This is a genomic window from Ligilactobacillus ceti DSM 22408 (assembly GCF_000423245.1).
Lineage (GTDB): Bacteria > Bacillota > Bacilli > Lactobacillales > Lactobacillaceae > Ligilactobacillus > Ligilactobacillus ceti.
On the sequence record NZ_KE383993.1, the window covers coordinates 492,420 to 509,485 of the forward strand.

Sequence of the window (17,066 nt, forward strand, 5' to 3'; positions counted from 1 at the left end):
GAATGTGTTTTTATGAGTAAAAAAGAAAAAGCTGCTTTATGGGCAGCTCTAGTTTATATGGGAATTATGATGATTGGGATGTATGTGATGAAACATCACTTCCAGATTAATTATGACCAACCACAAATGGTTTCCGTTTTAGTATATTTCATGCCATTTTCAGCAGGTAGTGCTTTAATTTTTTATTATAAATTTTTCCGCGGCACAGCTTTTAAAAAACTAAAACTAAACTTTTGGATTATTGAATTTTTTATTGCCGCAATTATTTTAGCCGCTTTACAAATTTATTTTGGCAATTATCAAGGAAAAGATATGTCTTTAGTATGGACGATTGTCGGGACAACTTTCATGGTGGGAATTGGTGAAGAAATGTTATTTCGGGGCATTATCTTTAATGCTTTCAAAGAAAAACACGGTGTCTATGCTGCGGTATTAATCTCAGCTGTGATTTTCGGTGCTTTACACATTACTAATATTTTAGGTGGCGAATCACTCTCAAAAGCAATCTTCCAATGTTGTTCTGCCGCTTTAACGGGAATTGTCTTCGCGTGGGTTTACTATAAAACAGAAAACCTTATTCCAACAATGCTTTATCACTGGGTGTGGGATATGTTCTTAATTTTAGGTTTATATGTCCATGTTGATCAAACCGCTAGCATTTTAATGTTCCAAAATATTTTCTCTATTATTGCTTCAATTGTTTTATTATTTATTTGTATCAAAAAAATTATCCAAGCTAAAAAAACAACTTTAAAGCTTTAGAACTGAAAAAGCCTTTAGAACTTAGTTTCTAAAGGTTTTTTTGTGCTATGATAAACTTGAATATAATTAAATTAATAAAAAACCTGTGAGAGGAGCTTGAAAATGAAATTAAAACAAACCTTAGCACTAATTGGTTTTAGCTGTTTAATCAGCTTAACTAGCTTGTTAAATAGCCACGTCCAGGCGCAATCTTTATTGTTAGCGGCTAAAACGTCCGACCAAGCCAAAAAAGGCGGTCTAATTATTGGAATTTTTATTATTTTAATCGTGATCAGCTTAATTGCCGGACGCAAGAAAAAACAATAATCACTAGGTATTTGTAAGAATATCTAAAAAAGTTTTCGAATGCTTTACCACCGAAAACAATTGCTGTAAAATTTTAAGAGTAGAATTAATATTTTTGTTAGGAAATGAGGGTTTCAGATGATTAATGAAAATGCCAAACGTTTTTTTGAAGACTTAGCTCAAGAACACTTAGTAGTCGAAAATCCATATTTCGCGTTTTACGATACAGTTAACACCACAGCTTGGGATGCTAACAAAACTTATAATGCTTTTATGGTGAATAAGCTGGAAAACACCGTTGCGTTTTTAAAACTTGAAAAGAGTGATTTTGCTTTACTCAAAAAACAAGTCCAAGACCAACAAGATTTCATTGATTATGCAACAATTGAATATCAAGAATATGATTTAGATTTAGAAAAATAAGATCGAGGAGTTTTTGAATGAACGCAAATAACAAAACACCCAAACAAATCGTAGCGGAATTAGATCAATTTGTAATTGGTCAACAAGCCGCTAAAAAAGCGATTGCGATTGCTTTACGGAATCGTTATCGTCGTATGCAGTTATCCGCTGACATGCAAGAAGAAATCACACCAAAGAATTTATTAATGATTGGACCTACTGGGGTCGGTAAAACAGAAATCGCGCGGCGTTTAGCTAAGATTGTAAAAGCTCCATTTGTGAAAGTGGAAGCAACTAAATTTACGGAAGTAGGTTACGTTGGTCGTGATGTAGAATCAATGGCACGTGATTTAGTCGAAGTAGCTTATAAGATGGAACAAGATGAAATGTTCGCTAAAGTCCGGAGTCAAGCCAGCCAACGTGCTAATGAACGTTTATTGAAATTAATTGTCCCAGCTGAAAAGAAAAAAGACGATAATGCCTCTAATCAAAACTTCTTCAAAATGATGCGTGATTTACAAGCTGGTAAAATGCCAGAAAACTTCGCCAACTTACAAGAAGAACCAGAAGAAGTCTTAACTGACAGCATTCGTCAAGAACGTCAAACAACAGCCGAAAAATTACGTAATGGCTTCTTAGAAAATCAAGAGGTCACGATCGAAATGGATGATCCTGCTCAAAAATTCCAAGGTCAAGCCGGCATGTTAGGCCAAATGGGGATTGATTTATCAGATACACTAGGAGCTTTAACTCCCAAAAAACGTGTTACTCGGACAATGCCTGTTAAAGAAGCACGGGAAGTTTTAATTAAAGAAGAATCACAAAAATTAGTTAACGAAGCTGATTTAGCTGATTTAGCTATTAAACGGGCTGAAAATACGGGGATTATTTTCATCGATGAAATTGATAAAATCACATCCAAAGCAAAACAAAATTCCGGGACAGTTTCACGTGAAGGTGTCCAACGTGATATCTTACCAATTGTCGAAGGTTCCCAAATTAAAACAAAATACGGGATGGTCAAAACAGACCACATTCTCTTTATCGCATCTGGTGCTTTCCACGAAAGTAAACCAAGCGATTTAATTGCCGAATTACAAGGTCGATTCCCAATTCGTGTGGAACTCGATGATTTAAGTGCTGATGATTTTGTGAAGATTTTAACAGAACCAAATAATGCTTTAGTGAAACAATATATGGCTTTAATTGGAACTGATAATATTAATATTACTTTTACCATCGAAGCCATCCAACGTTTAGCTGAAATTGCTTACCAAGTAAACCATGAAACAGAAAATATCGGGGCACGTCGTTTGCATACGATTTTAGAAAAATTACTCGAAGATCTGCTTTATGAAGGTCCAGATATGCAGATGGGTGATATTCAAATTACACAAGCTTATGTTGATCAAAAGATTGGTAATATTGTCGCTGATAAAGATTTAAGTCGTTATATTTTATAAGACAAAAATAAGAGACTATGGAAAAATCCATAATCTCTTATTTTTTTTGTTCATGTTGTGCTGCTTGTTCTTTTTTTAAACGATGTTTATAGCCTAAACCAAAATGAACCATATTTTCAGTTCCATTTTTAATGCGGGCAATATTCCCCCAATGGCGATAAAAGACAAATATCGTTAAAACTAAGGCCACTAAAGTTAACACTGTATCATTGAAAAACAATGAAATAATTGTAATTAAAGTAAAACCTAACATGCTGGCAACACTCACCATACTTGTCACATATAAAGTTGTTAAAAAGATCGCCCAAACAACACAAAAGAAGATTGGATTATAAATTAATAAAACACCAACACTCGTTGCAACGGCTTTACCACCTTTAAAATGTGCAAAAATCGGAAATGCGTGCCCAATAATAGCTGATAAACCAATTAAGAGTGCATTAACTTGAACACCGAAGAAAAGCGGTAAAAGAGCAGTTAATGTCCCTTTTAACATATCCATTAATAAGACAATGATGCCGGCTTTTTTCCCGAGAACCCGAAATGTATTCGTTGTTCCCATATTGCCGCTACCATAGTCACGAATATCTTTACCGTAAAAAAGCTTGCCAATCCAAACTCCAGACGGAATGGAACCGAGTAAATACCCGATCACTATCATAATAAATATTTTAAGATCCAATTATCGTGACCTCCTTGATAAATTCAGGCTTTATTGTATCATTAATCGGCTAACTTCTTCAATAATTCTTTCAAAAGCAATTGGAGACAGCACTTTTTTAAGAATATGTTATGATAGAAGATGTGGTATCTACGTTAACACTAGTTAGGATATAGCTTTATTAATTAGATATAATACGTTATGATATTAAAAGTTGTCGAATTTTATTCGATTCAAAAATATACTCCCAAGAGTTTAAGAAGGAGTTTTTTAAATGGGAAAACCAAATTATGATGATTCATCTATTCAAGTTCTCAAAGGGCTTGAAGCTGTTAGAAAACGACCTGGGATGTATATCGGGTCAACAGATGCACGTGGTTTGCATCATTTAGTTTATGAAATTGTTGATAATGCGGTCGATGAAGCATTATCAGGTTACGGAAATGAAATCAATGTCACTATTCATGCAGATAACTCAATTACTGTTGCAGACTCCGGACGGGGAATGCCAGTCGGAATGCATGAATCTGGTATTCCAACTGTTGAAGTTATTTTTACAGTGTTGCATGCCGGTGGTAAATTCGGCCAAGGTGACTATAAAACATCCGGTGGTCTCCACGGGGTAGGTGCTTCAGTTGTTAATGCCTTATCATCACATTTAGTTGTTAATATTGTGCGTGATGGCGTTGAATATGAAGAAAGATTCGCTGATGGTGGTCAACCACAAGGAACTTTACGTGAAATTGGTAAAACGAAAAAAGCCAACGGAACAATCGTAACTTTCAAACCAGATGAAACAATTTTTACAACAACCAAATTCAACTATAATACATTAGCAGAACGCTTACGAGAATCTGCTTTCTTATTGAAAGGTGTTAAGATCACTTTAACTGATGAAAGAACAAGTGAAGAAGATGTCTTTCATTTTGAAGAAGGTATCAAAGAATTCGTTTCTTACTTGAACGAAGATAAAGATACTTTAGGCGATGTAATGTATTTTGAAGGCGAAAAAGATGGAATTGAAGTAGAAGTAGCCGCTCAATATAATGACGGTTACTCAGAAACTATTCTGTCATTCGTTAATAATGTCCGCACTAAAGATGGTGGGACACATGAAGTCGGGATGAAATCAGCTTGGACGAAAGCATTCAATGAATATGCCCGCAACGTTAACTTACTCAAAGAAAAAGATAAGAACTTAGAAGGTAGTGACGTTCGTGAAGGGTTAGCGGGAATTGTTTCTGTGCGCGTCCCTGAAAAATTATTACAATTTGAAGGACAAACAAAAGGTAAATTAGGTACCTCAGAAGCACGCTCCATTGTAGATAGTGTTGTCAGTGAACAATTAAGTTATTACTTACTAGAACATGGTGAATTCGCGCAAAACCTTGTCCGAAAATCTTTAAAAGCTCGCGAAGCTCGTGAAGCTGCCCGGAAAGCCCGCGATGAAAGTCGTAACGGCAAGAAAAAGAAACGGAAAGAACGTCTTTTATCCGGTAAATTAACACCTGCTCAATCACGTAATGCGAAAAAGAATGAATTATTCTTAGTCGAAGGGGATTCTGCTGGGGGATCTGCTAAACAAGGTCGTGACCGCAAATTCCAAGCAATTTTACCTTTACGTGGGAAAGTGTTAAATACTGAAAAAGCTAAATTACAAGATATCGTTAAAAACGAAGAAATTAATACAATGATTTATACAATCGGGGCTGGTGTCGGACCAGAATTCAACTTAGAAGACGCTAATTACGATAAAGTTATTATCATGACCGATGCGGATAATGATGGTGCTCACATCCAAACCTTATTATTAACTTTCTTCTATAAATATATGCGCCCAATGATGATGGCCGGTAAGATTTATATTGCTTTACCACCATTATATAAAGTACAAAAGAAAATTCAGAAAAAACAAGTGCTCCGTTATGCTTGGACTGATGAAGAATTAGCTGAAATTACCAAAGAATTCGGCAAAGGCTACTCCCTACAACGTTTTAAAGGTTTAGGTGAAATGAATGCCGATCAGTTATGGGAAACAACTATGAACCCGGAAACACGGACTTTAGTGCGCGTCACAATCGATGATGAAGCAATTGCTGAAAAACGTGTCACAACCTTAATGGGTGATAAAGTTGAACCAAGAAGAAAATGGATTGAAAAGAATGTTAAATTCACACTTGAAGAAGATGGCAGTTTACTTGATACAACTGACGTTTCTCAAAGTGAAACAGCTCCCGTAACGGAAGTTAAAGTCCAACCTACAAATACAGAAAATGAACAAACGAGTCTCTTTTCCGATTAAAGAGCTTAAAAAGGAGTGAAAGCATTTGAAGATAAAAGAAGCAGCCGGCCATATTGAAGAAATCTCCCTTGAAAATGTGATGGGCGATCGTTTTGGACGCTATTCTAAATATATTATTCAAGAGCGTGCTTTACCTGATATTCGTGATGGTTTAAAACCGGTACAACGCCGGATTCTTTTCGCAATGAACGAAGATGGAAATACTTTTGATAAAGCTTTCCGGAAATCAGCGAAATCAGTCGGTAATGTCATGGGTAATTACCACCCTCATGGTGATAGCTCAATTTATGAAGCAATGGTTCGTTTAAGTCAAGATTGGAAACTCCGCGAACCTTTAATTGAAATGCATGGTAATAACGGTTCGATGGATGGCGATCCACCAGCTGCCATGCGTTATACAGAAGCACGTCTTTCAGAAATTTCATCTGAATTATTACGCAATATCGATAAAGATACCGTGGAAATGGTACTTAACTTCGATGATACAGAATATGAACCAACTGTTTTACCAGCTGGTTTTCCAAACTTATTAGTGAATGGTTCTACAGGTATTTCTGCTGGTTATGCCACATCAATTCCAACACATAACTTAAAAGAAACCATTGAAGCAACAACTTACTTAATTGATCATCCCCAAGCTAGCTTAGATAAATTAATGCAATTTATTAAAGGACCTGATTTCCCAACTGGGGGGATTATGCAGGGGCTTAGCGGGATTAAAAAAGCTTACGAAACTGGTAAAGGGCGTGCTGTTTTACGTGCACGTACTAAAGTGGAAGACCTCAAAGGTAATAAACAACAAATTATTATTACAGAAATTCCATATGAAATTAATAAAGCCATGTTAGTCAAACGCATCGATGAGTTACGCTTATTGAAAAAAGTGGAAGGGATTGCTGAAGTTCGTGATGAAAGTGACCGTGAAGGGTTAAGAATTGTAATTGAATTGAAAAAAGATGCCAATGCATCCGGTATTTTAAATTACTTATTCAAAAATACTGATTTACAAATTTCTTATAACTTTAATATGGTTGCCATCAACAACAAGCGTCCGGAATTAGTTGGTTTACACCAAATCTTAACAGCTTATATTGAACATCAACGTGTGATTACAACACGCCGCATTCAATATGACTTGAATAAAGCACAAGCTCGTCAACATATCGTATCTGGTTTAATTAAAGCTTTATCAATCTTAGATTTAGTAATTAAAACAATTCGTGCCTCTAAAAACAAGAAAGACGCGAAACAAAATTTAATTAAAGCGTATGAATTTACTGAAAAACAAGCTGAAGCAATCGTTTCTTTACAATTGTATCGTTTAACAAATACTGATATTACAGCTTTAGAAACAGAAGCAGCTGATTTAGCTTTCAGCATTCAACAATATGAACTAATTTTAGGCGACGCTAAAGAACTTGATAAAATTATCAAAAAAGAATTACGTGATTTAGCTAAAAAATACGGAACTTCTCGTTTAACAGAAATCCAAGCCGAAATTAGTTCCTTAAAGATTGAAACAGAAGTCCTAGTTGCTCAAGAAGATGTACAACTCTTAGTTTCTCATGATGGTTATCTGAAACGTTCTTCCTTACGTTCTTTCAAAGCCTCTCCCGGAAATGAAAACGGCTTGAAAACTGAAGATTATCCAATCTTACAAGAAACAGTGAACACCTTAGATCATCTCTTTATTTTCACTAACAAAGGTAATTTAATTTATCGTCCAGTGCATGAAATTAGAGAAGTTCGTTGGAAAGATATGGGTGAACACTTATCCCAATCTGTTGGTTTGAACCAAGATGAAAAAGTCGTCAATGCTTATTGCATTAAAGATTTAAAAGCTGATTTAAGTTTCTTATTCGCAACTGCAAACGGCTTTATCAAGCGGACTGCATTAAGTGATTTACAACCCGGACGCACATATAAAACACGTCCAAGCATGTACATGAAATTAAAAGGTGATGACCAAGTCGTTGCTGCACTTGATTTAGCGAACGCTACAAGTGATAGTTTACAAGTCTTTTGTGCCACTGAAACAGGTTATGGTTTACGTTATGCCATAAATGAAATCTCTACCTTAGGTGCTCGCGCTGCCGGCGTCAAGGCGATGGATTTACGTGATGATCATTTAGTTAATGTCTTACTCGTGACAGAATTAAGCCAGGTGGGCATTTTAACGCAACGTGGAGCCTTTAAACGGATGAAGGTAGCTGAAGTTGCCGTTTCATCCCGAGCTCGTCGTGGTGTCCAAATTCTCCGTGAATTAAAACGTGAACCACATCGGATTAAATTTATTGATGTTGTAACTGATGATTCTTTAATTAATGTCATTACTGATCAAAGCGAAGAAATCATGTTAGAACCAAAAGAATATCCATTTGGTGATCGTTATTCCAATGGATCCTTTGTAATTGATATTCTCAGTCAAGGTGCAATTGATCGTGTTTACTTAATTGAAAACTTAACTGAATAAAACAAAAAAGCATTTTGGTAGATTAAATACCAAAATGCTTTTTATTATGCTTTTAATTGTTGTACTAGCTCAGCAGAAGGGATCACTGATAATGTTTTTTGACCTTCATAAATCACGAATCCTGGTTTGGATCCATTTGGTTTGCGGACTTTTTTCACGACCACATAATCCACTAAAACGGAAGCAGCTGAATTACGTGCTTTCGAATAATAAGCTGCCAACACAGCTGCTTCATATAATGTTTCTTCACTCGGATCACTACTATCAATAATCACGTGGGATCCAGGCAGATTCTTCACATGTAACCAAATATCTGTTTTATGAGCTGTTTTGAAAGTTAATTGATCATTTTGTAAGTTATTTTTACCAACTAAAATAGTTGTACCATCAGTTGCTTGGAATTTTTCCGGCTTACTAATTTTAACTTTGCGTTTTTGATTCTTTTGTTGGAATCTTTGTTTTAAATAGCCTTCTTGTTTTAATTCAACTTGAATATCTTCTAAATCTTTCGGTGTTGCTAGTTCGATTTGACTCGCAATATTTTCTAAATAATTAATTTCTTGCGTTGTTAATTCGATTTGTTGCGTAATAAAAGCAACCGCATTTTTTAACTTTTGATATTTTTTAAAATACTTTTGCGCATTTTGAGAAGGGGTTAATTGATTAGAAAGACTAATTTTAAGTAGTTTTTCATTATCATAATAGTTTGGTAATTCAACTTCTGTCATTCCGCGTTTAATTTGGAATAAATATGTTGTAATCAATTCACCTTTAACTTTGAAACTCTCAGCATTATCCGTATCTTTTAATTCTTTAGTTAATTTCTTTAATTTTTTCTTGTTCTTTTTCAATTCATTTTTAACAGTGGCAATTAATCCCGATCCTAATTGTTGCACACGATCAAGATTAGCTTTTTCTAAATAATAATTATCGAGTAATTCGCTCAAACTCGTAAAATGTTTTTGCGGTAAATCAGCCGCTTGCGCATAACAACTAAACTGAATTTTACCTTTATTTTGATATTGCGTAGGTGTGGGATGATTCGTTTGTTGTAAAAAGTCATTAAACCCAACTGTTAAATCTTGTGCCTGATGTAAAGCATCAGCTAAATTCAACGCTGTATCATAGGCAAAACCTTGATAATTAGCGACAATTTCTTGTGCCAAAACTTCTCGATTCGGAAATTCCTTCACTAATGTTTGATAACGATGTGTTTCATCTAAGAAAGGATTAATTTTTTCTTGTTTTGGTGGTAAACGATAGGTCGAACCAGGTAACAATGTCCGAAAACGGTTTTGATCCATGCTGATATGACGAATAGTATCAATAATTTTATTTTCTTGATTATTAATTAAAATAATATTACTGTAACGATTCATCATTTCTAAACTTAATGTCAAATCCATTTGATCGCCTAATTCATCACGTGTTTTAAAATCAAGATTGATAATTCGATCATTTTCCACTTGGCGAATCGCAACTAACTTAGCACCATCTAAATATTTGCGTAAAATCATGGTGAAATTCGTTGGTGTTGGTGGATTTACAAAAGGGATTTGCGTAATTTGCATCCGTGCATAGTTCGGGTGAGCTGATAATAGCAACGGGTGATTTTTACGATTAGCTCTGATTGTTAAAATAATTTCATTTGGATATGGTTGTGAAATTTTATTGACACGACCATCTAGTAATTTTTCATTTAATTCATGAACCATCGCATGAGCAAAAACTCCATCAAATGACATTTTTAATCAACTCCTTATTAAAAGTATGTTTATCTATTTTACCGTTATTTTTGAGAATGTGCAAAAATTAATTTTTTAAATTTAAACCAAGATCAATTACTTTTATTTGCTATTTTATTTTAAGTAGCGCATAATTTAATTATTGTATTATACATACAAACAAAGGAGGCGGACGATTTTGAAAGATTCACTCGAAAGTTTGCTTGATATTCAAAAAATTTACCAAAAGAAACTTCAAACTTTAGCTAAAAAACATCATTTAACAATTTCTGAATGGCGGATTTTACAACAAATTCAAGCTGGGCAAAACACCCAAGCCTTGCTAGCTGCTGAAAGTGATCTTGATGTTTCAACTTTAAGTCGCCAAATTGCTCGTTTAGTCAATAAAGGTTACTTAGATATTGAAAAATTAGCGGCACAACAACGCTATGCACGTCGCATTAATGCTTATCATCTGAATGATTTAGGTGCGACCCAATTAACAAATATGAATCAAGATTTTCAAAAATTATCCCAAATTATTTTTTCTCATTGGGGTGACGAAGAAAAAAATCTCCTAAAGATCTTATTAAATCGATTAGAAAAAAGTTTAATTCGTTCTTTAGAAGCTTAAAAAATAATTAATTCAACAAATAAAAACTGACCGATTCTAGTAACCATATTTAAATTATGGTATTATAGTGTTTATCAGAAACTACAAAGCAGGTGTATAATCTATGAAAATTGCTGTTGTTACGGACAGTACTGCTTATTTAACTCAAGAACAAGCAGAAAAATATAACATTCATGTAGTTCCAATGCCTTTCGTGTTAGATGGTGAAACATACGAAGAAGGCGTTAATATTACTACTGAAGATTTTTACTATAAACTAAAAAATTCTAAAAATTTTCCTAATACTTCACAGCCACCTGTTGGAGAAATGATTAAATTATATAAATCATTAGCAGAACAAGGTTATGACACAGTTATTAGCATTCATTTATCAAGTACAATTTCCGGATTTGTACAAACTTTAGAAAATTTAAAAGAAGAATTAACAGAAATTGATATTGTTCCTTTTGATTCAGAAATTACTGTAATCTTAATGGGTATGATGGCCATTGCCGCTTCTAAATTAGCTGCTCAAGGTGCCTCAGTTGCAGAAATTATGAATAAATTAGAAGAATTACGTCAAACAACCGGTGAATGGTTCGTTGTTGATGATTTACAAAACCTCGTGCGTGGTGGTCGTTTATCTAATGCATCCGCTTTTATTGGTAGTGTTTTAAAAATCAAACCAATTTTAACTTTTGATAACTCCACACATAAGATCTTCGCTTATGATAAAGTTCGTTCTACTAAACGTGCTTTAAACCGCGCTGAAGAACTATTCGCAAATGAAATTGCTGATGTCAATTATCCAATTCATTTATTCGTGATTCACGCTAACAACGAAGAAGCCGCTATGAAATGGCGCGATCAATTAGTTAAAAAATTCCCAGATATGAAGATTAGCATCAGTCATTTTGGACCAGTTGTTGGGACTCATCTCGGTGATAAAGCCTTAGCACTTGGTTGGATTGAAGACGTAGAAGCATAAGCAACACAAATAATAGGTGAATAAACATGAAACTTTTAAAAAAGATTTTTAGTTTTGTCTTACCAATTTTAATTGGTCTTGCTTTAGCATTTGTAATTAAAACATATGTCTTTACAATTGTTAAAGTTGACGGTCTATCTATGTATCCGAACTTACAAAACAATGAACGTGTGATTGAATTAAAATCACATAACATTAAAAGGGATACAGTAATTGTCTTTGACGCATATGGCGTTGATAAACACAATTCAGCCGTCAAACCGGATACTCAATACGTAAAACGCGTTATCGGGTTACCAGGTGATCATATTGAATATAAAAACAATGGTAAACTTTATATCAATGGTAAATTCCATCAGCAAAAATTCATTTCTAAATATGAAAGCATGCAAGGGACTTTACATTTACAACTACCAGAAGCAAAAGGTGTCACATTAGGAACTGGTCATATTTTTACAGTACCTAAAGATAAATATTTTGTTTTAGGTGATAATCGTTCCATTTCCAATGACAGTCGTTATTATGGATTTGTTCCTAAAGATAAAATCCAAGGAATTGTTAAAGCACCATTTTGGAATGATAAAAAAGATATGATTAATAATTAATAAAATAAATTACTTTGAACTAGAATGATAACTTCATTCTAGTTTTTTTGTTATCTAGGGCAGCTGGGGCGGTTTTTCTTTTTAGATTCTACTTTATATAATGTATATTATGTAAACTAGATAAAACAAATTTTTAAGCAAAGCCCCCCTCATTAATTAGCTACTAACAAGTGCTAAAAACCAATGTTTTAGCTAATTTGTAGCAATTATTTACAAAAAATAAAATAAATTTTCCATCATAAAGATAAAAAAATAAGTTCCGCATAAATTTATGTACACAAAAAAACGATCTTCAAACATGAAATTTTCCGCTTAAAAATCGTTTTTTGATCTCTATATATAATAAATTCAGCTAATTAACAGCTAAATTATTGTTTTTTTTGTAATATACATCTAATAAAAATGTATATTACAGAATCCTTGATATTATTGACTTTTGTTATTTCTAATCAATTTCATTTTAGTTTTACAACGTTCTTCATAAGCTCGTTGAATCTTACGTTTCGGCCATTCGGAAACCGGCGTGAATTCATAGTTTACGTAGAACAAACCATCTTCAATTCGTGTATTTAAAATATTAGTTACGCGTACCCAAATCTCGGCGTTTTTATCAAAAACAACTTCGCCGACTTTGGCAATTTTAAAATAATCATGACTATTATATGGAATTTCTGCTTGGGTCACCGTATAATTTTTCGATAAATCAGGTGTTCCCATTTCTTGAGCTAAGCAATCAATCACTTGAAACTTATCTTGCTCTAAAGGATGGTATATATGAATACTCATGATATTGATGATGACATAAGTTCGCTTTTTATATTGAATCACTTCGCCAACTTGGACTGCTTCAGAAAGTGTTCTTTTTAAGCGAATTTGCTCAAGCATGTCAATCGACCTCCAAAGTTTAAATTAATTATAGTATATCATTTTTTATATATATCAGTCATTAATTTTAACTTATTTTGGAAAAAAGATGGATATTTACTATTGAAATATCCATCTTCCCCCTTTTATTATACTTAATTTTTAAAGCTGAAATAACTTTTGACTTAAAGCAATTTCATTTTGATCTTGTTTACTATTCGTAAAATGAACTTGCCCTTGACGTGGTATTGTTCGCAACAAATGCCGCTGTTCTAAAGATGATTTCAAAACGCGTGCTACACCCGCCCCGCCATCAATCACTGCAACATCTGCCGGGATAACCGCAGCCAGAGCTTCTTTAATAAATGGAAAATGTGTGCAGCCTAAAACAATTGTATCAACATCATCTTTATACGCTGCTAATAAACTATTTAAATAACTTTGCACAGCAGGACTATTCAGTTCGCCATTTTCCACGAATTCTACTAATTTAGGTGCAGGCACATCAATGATTTTAGCCGCTCTTGGTAAGCAACGTTGTTTTAAGTTTTGATATGGTGCCCCTTTTAAAGTTAACGGTGTGGCCATAACAACGACACGAGCTTGTTCTTTAGCATCCACAGCCGCTTTAACAGCTGGTTCAATCCCAATAATTGGTAAGTCTGGGTATTTTGCCCGTAACATCTTAACAGCCGCACTAGTAGCCGTATTACAAGCAATCACTAACGCCTTAATATCTTTTTTTAGTAAATGTTGTGTCACAGCATCACTGAGTTCTTGTACTTCTTGAATTGATTTTGTTCCATAAGGTGCATTTTTAGAATCACCGAAAAATTCAAAATCTTCATACGGCATTAATTTTGTTAATTCTTTTAAAACACTAATTCCACCCAAACCAGAGTCAAAAACTCCGATTGGACAGTTTTGTTTTTGTGAGTTCATCAAATCCCAACTTTAATCTTTAATTTAGCTTAGAAGCTACTTTAATTTGTGTATGTGGTGAAAATAACATCTTTTCTTCCGGTGATAATTCTTGATCTGTAATAAAGACGGAAACTTGATCTAAACTACAAATTCGATAATATGATTTATTAGTAAATTTTTGATGTTCAGCAACTAAAATAACTTGACGAGCTCTTCTAGCTGCCCGACCAACAATCTCAGCGTCTTCTTGATCTAATAAATAAACACCATGTTCATCAATTCCTGACGCAGCAATAAACACTGTATCAAAAACGATATTTTCCAATTCACGCATCGCTGTATTGGAATAGAAAAAGCGATTCTCGTGGTTCAATGTTCCACTTAACACTTTAACTTTAACTTTATTTTGTTCCGCTAACGCAATACAGTTATCTAAAGAGTGTGTCACAATAGTTAATGGTAAGCTTAAATTTTGGCATGTTTTTAATAAGATTGTTGATGCATCAACAAAATAAACATGATGCGGTTTAAAATATTTAGTTGCTTCTAAAGCAATTTGTGTCTTTTCGCGGGTAAAGCTTGCGAGACGATTTTGGAAATTTGGTACACTACGGCCAAAATCTAACGGTAAGATCCCACCATGTGTTCTTCTAACTTCTCCCCGTTTAGTTAGTAGCACAATATCGCGGCGGGCAGTATCTTGTGAGATACCAAACTCTTCCATAATATCTTTCGTTGATAATTCTTGGCGTTCATCTAATAATTGTTTAATTAATTCTACTCGTTTTTCTTGACTCAAAAAATCCAATCCTCTCCCAATTTATTCACTAGTTATACAATATCTTATTATAAATGTTTTCCTTATAGAATAAAAGGATTTATAAGGGTTTAATTAAAAAATCATTAATTATCTTGCATTCCGGTTTAAGGGAACGTTTTATTTCAGTTTATTACCTTATTTTTATACATAAAAAAAGCCCGCCAAAAACTGGCGAGCTTGCTTAATTATTCAATTAAAATGCTTGTTGCATTTGTGGTACGATTTGTTTTTTACGTGATACAACGCCTGGTAATTCAGCTTTGTTATCAACTAATTTAGTTGCGAAAGCTTTTTCTACGACGTCTTGTGGTTCACCGACAACTAATAAACGTGTATGTGAGTTTAAGATGTCTGTCACCATTAATAAGAATAAGTCATAGCCTTCAGCAGCGTTTTGTGCTTCAATGGCTTGACGTAATTCAGCTTCGCGTGCAAACACTTCATCAAGATCAACTGTATTAACTTGATCGACACGAACTGTTTTTCCACCCATTTCAAATGATTTAGCATCAGCTGTAATTAATTCTTCAGCTGTTTTAGTTGCAAGGTTTGTACCAGCTTTAAGCATTTCTAAACCATAAACTTGGCAATCAACGCCAGCAATTTCAGCTAATTTTTCTGCAACTAATTGATCCATTTCAGTTGTTGTTGGTGATTTGAATAATAATGTATCAGAAATAATAGCTGATAACATTAAACCAGCAATATGAGCTGGGATTTCAACCGCATGACGTTCAAATTCACGGAAAATAATTGTACATGTACAACCAACTGGTTCAAGGTGTGCATATAATGGGAATGCTGTTTCAAAGTTAGCAATTCTGTGGTGATCAATTAAATCAGTCACAGTAACTTCACGAATATCTTCAATACTTTGTTGCGCTTCATTATGATCCACTAAAATAACTTCTGGATATTCTGGTAAAGCTTTTGTCACTACACGTGGAACTGGTTCGTTAAAGTAGTTTAAAGCGTATTTTGTTTCTTCATTTGGTGTTCCTAAAGCAACAGCTTCAGTTTCTTCACCTAATTGATTTTTTAAGTATGAGTATGCTTTTGCGGCTGCAATCGCATCTGTATCTGGGTTTCTATGACCGAAAACAATTTTCTTCATAATTATTCTCTCCTTAAATTAAAAAATTTAAACCTTTAATATATCTAATCTTATTTCTCTAATTCTGTCAAGCGTGTAATATAATCTTTTTCGAGTAAATATTTGTCAAAAGATTTCAATAAATGTTCAATGCGTGGAATCTTATCTTTTCCTTTACGATAAACAAATGCTAAATCAAAATTGATTGCTGGTTCAAAATCAGCTGTATAAACACCTTGATCTTTGTTATGTGGAATCACAAAACTATTTGGCAAAGCAGAATACGTATTTGTTTCTTTCACAAAGTTGAAAATCCGATCTGGTTTAGAATAATATGCCACACAATTTGGTTTTGTAATCATTTCTTGTTCAAACAGATCTGTTAAAACATCATTCAAATAATATGTTGGTGGATAAATTACCCAGTTATTATCAATTGTATCTTTCAACTTAACTTTCTTACGTTTAGCCATTGTTTCATCAGTATGAATAAAGACTAATTTTTCTGAAATAACTTTTTTCGTTTCATATGGTTTCCAGTTTTTAATGTTTTTATCTGGAAGATACATCACAGCTAAATCGATTGTATTGCTTTCAAGGCGTTCCCAAAGTTCTTTTCTGGTTAACATTTGAATAATCAATTTAACATCTTTATTAGCTTTATAATATTCAAGACCAAAATCAAAGAAAATCTTTTCTTCTAAAGTTGTTAAACAACCAATTGTAATTTCCCCTTGCGTAGCACTTGTTGATTGTTGAATTTCATCTAAAGCTGTATTTAAAATACCATAAATTTGATGAGTAGCATCTAACATTGTATAACCAGCATCTGATAAGTGTAATTTCTTACCAACTGAATAAAATAAAGGTGCTCCAACTGTTCTTTCTAATTTTTTAATTTGTTGCGTTAATGCGGGCTGAGTAATACCTAAAATATTAGCAGCCTGAGTATAGCTCATCGTTTCCGCTAATTGTAAAAAATAACTGAGCGTTTTCGATGAAAAGATGTTCTCTTTTTTCGTTTTCATATGCTATTACTTCTTTCTAATGAAATTATTAAATTAAAAGTTAGTTAACTCCAAAACAA

General features: G+C 33.7%; 16 protein-coding genes. 9 read left to right on the top strand and 7 right to left on the bottom strand.

Annotated features, from left to right (window positions below; translation table 11 throughout):
- Nucleotides 1-12: 12 nt before the first annotated feature.
- The 4 genes from G540_RS0105275 to hslU all read left to right on the top strand — a co-directional run bounded on the left by G540_RS0105275 (nucleotide 13) and on the right by hslU (nucleotide 2,912).
- Nucleotides 13-762 (top strand): CPBP family intramembrane glutamic endopeptidase, encoded by a 750-nt coding sequence (locus G540_RS0105275; protein WP_027107227.1) that lies wholly within the window; start codon nucleotides 13-15, stop codon nucleotides 760-762.
- Between the two features lie 102 nt (nucleotides 763-864).
- A complete protein-coding gene (locus tag G540_RS0105280; RefSeq protein WP_027107228.1) occupies nucleotides 865-1,068 on the top strand; it encodes a hypothetical protein in 204 nt (67 codons plus the stop codon).
- A gap of 117 nt (nucleotides 1,069-1,185) precedes the next feature.
- Complete coding sequence (locus G540_RS0105285) at nucleotides 1,186-1,470, top strand: hypothetical protein (RefSeq protein ID WP_027107229.1); 285 nt, start codon at nucleotides 1,186-1,188, stop codon at nucleotides 1,468-1,470.
- 17 nt (nucleotides 1,471-1,487) lie between these two features.
- The gene (hslU, locus tag G540_RS0105290) at nucleotides 1,488-2,912 is read left to right on the top strand and encodes an ATP-dependent protease ATPase subunit HslU (protein ID WP_027107230.1); all 1,425 of its coding nucleotides are present in this window, start codon (nucleotides 1,488-1,490) and stop codon (nucleotides 2,910-2,912) included.
- A 37-nt stretch (nucleotides 2,913-2,949) separates the two neighbouring features.
- Here hslU and plsY read toward each other — a convergent pair whose 3' ends face one another.
- On the bottom strand, nucleotides 2,950-3,594 hold the full coding sequence (gene plsY, locus G540_RS0105295) for a glycerol-3-phosphate 1-O-acyltransferase PlsY (protein ID WP_027107231.1): 645 nt from the start codon (nucleotides 3,592-3,594) through the stop codon (nucleotides 2,950-2,952).
- 253 nt (nucleotides 3,595-3,847) lie between these two features.
- Here plsY and parE point away from each other — a divergent pair, with 253 nt between their 5' ends.
- Nucleotides 3,848-5,875 (top strand): DNA topoisomerase IV subunit B, encoded by a 2,028-nt coding sequence (parE, locus tag G540_RS07135; protein ID WP_051188974.1) that lies wholly within the window; start codon nucleotides 3,848-3,850, stop codon nucleotides 5,873-5,875.
- A gap of 79 nt (nucleotides 5,876-5,954) precedes the next feature.
- Nucleotides 5,955-8,348 carry a DNA topoisomerase IV subunit A gene (gene parC / locus G540_RS0105305; protein ID WP_051188992.1) on the top strand — a complete coding sequence of 798 codons (2,394 nt, stop codon included), beginning with the start codon at nucleotides 5,955-5,957 and terminating at the stop codon, nucleotides 8,346-8,348.
- 44 nt (nucleotides 8,349-8,392) lie between these two features.
- On the opposite strand, the gene G540_RS0105310 is transcribed toward parC, so the two are convergent.
- Nucleotides 8,393-10,093: an NFACT RNA binding domain-containing protein gene (locus tag G540_RS0105310; protein ID WP_027107233.1), complete on the bottom strand. Its 1,701-nt coding sequence runs from the start codon at nucleotides 10,091-10,093 to the stop codon at nucleotides 8,393-8,395.
- A 178-nt stretch (nucleotides 10,094-10,271) separates the two neighbouring features.
- Between G540_RS0105310 and G540_RS0105315 the strand changes: the two genes are divergently transcribed.
- From G540_RS0105315 to lepB, 3 genes are all read left to right on the top strand, one after another.
- Nucleotides 10,272-10,706, top strand: coding sequence for a MarR family winged helix-turn-helix transcriptional regulator (locus tag G540_RS0105315; protein ID WP_027107234.1), 435 nt, complete (start codon nucleotides 10,272-10,274; stop codon nucleotides 10,704-10,706).
- A gap of 103 nt (nucleotides 10,707-10,809) precedes the next feature.
- The gene (locus G540_RS0105320) at nucleotides 10,810-11,673 is read left to right on the top strand and encodes a DegV family protein (RefSeq protein ID WP_027107235.1); all 864 of its coding nucleotides are present in this window, start codon (nucleotides 10,810-10,812) and stop codon (nucleotides 11,671-11,673) included.
- A gap of 26 nt (nucleotides 11,674-11,699) precedes the next feature.
- Nucleotides 11,700-12,278, top strand: coding sequence for a signal peptidase I (gene lepB, locus G540_RS0105325; RefSeq protein WP_027107236.1), 579 nt, complete (start codon nucleotides 11,700-11,702; stop codon nucleotides 12,276-12,278).
- Nucleotides 12,279-12,704: 426 nt separating this feature from the next.
- Here lepB and G540_RS0105330 read toward each other — a convergent pair whose 3' ends face one another.
- From G540_RS0105330 to G540_RS0105350, 5 genes are all read right to left on the bottom strand, one after another.
- Nucleotides 12,705-13,163 (bottom strand): hypothetical protein, encoded by a 459-nt coding sequence (locus G540_RS0105330; RefSeq protein ID WP_027107237.1) that lies wholly within the window; start codon nucleotides 13,161-13,163, stop codon nucleotides 12,705-12,707.
- 141 nt (nucleotides 13,164-13,304) lie between these two features.
- Nucleotides 13,305-14,084 carry a glutamate racemase gene (gene murI, locus G540_RS0105335; RefSeq protein WP_027107238.1) on the bottom strand — a complete coding sequence of 260 codons (780 nt, stop codon included), beginning with the start codon at nucleotides 14,082-14,084 and terminating at the stop codon, nucleotides 13,305-13,307.
- A gap of 19 nt (nucleotides 14,085-14,103) precedes the next feature.
- Nucleotides 14,104-14,865 carry a DeoR/GlpR family DNA-binding transcription regulator gene (locus tag G540_RS0105340; protein ID WP_027107239.1) on the bottom strand — a complete coding sequence of 254 codons (762 nt, stop codon included), beginning with the start codon at nucleotides 14,863-14,865 and terminating at the stop codon, nucleotides 14,104-14,106.
- A gap of 214 nt (nucleotides 14,866-15,079) precedes the next feature.
- Complete coding sequence (locus G540_RS0105345) at nucleotides 15,080-16,000, bottom strand: manganese-dependent inorganic pyrophosphatase (RefSeq protein ID WP_027107240.1); 921 nt, start codon at nucleotides 15,998-16,000, stop codon at nucleotides 15,080-15,082.
- A 50-nt stretch (nucleotides 16,001-16,050) separates the two neighbouring features.
- Nucleotides 16,051-17,007: a LysR family transcriptional regulator gene (locus G540_RS0105350; RefSeq protein ID WP_027107241.1), complete on the bottom strand. Its 957-nt coding sequence runs from the start codon at nucleotides 17,005-17,007 to the stop codon at nucleotides 16,051-16,053.
- Between the last annotated feature and the right edge of the window lie 59 nt (nucleotides 17,008-17,066).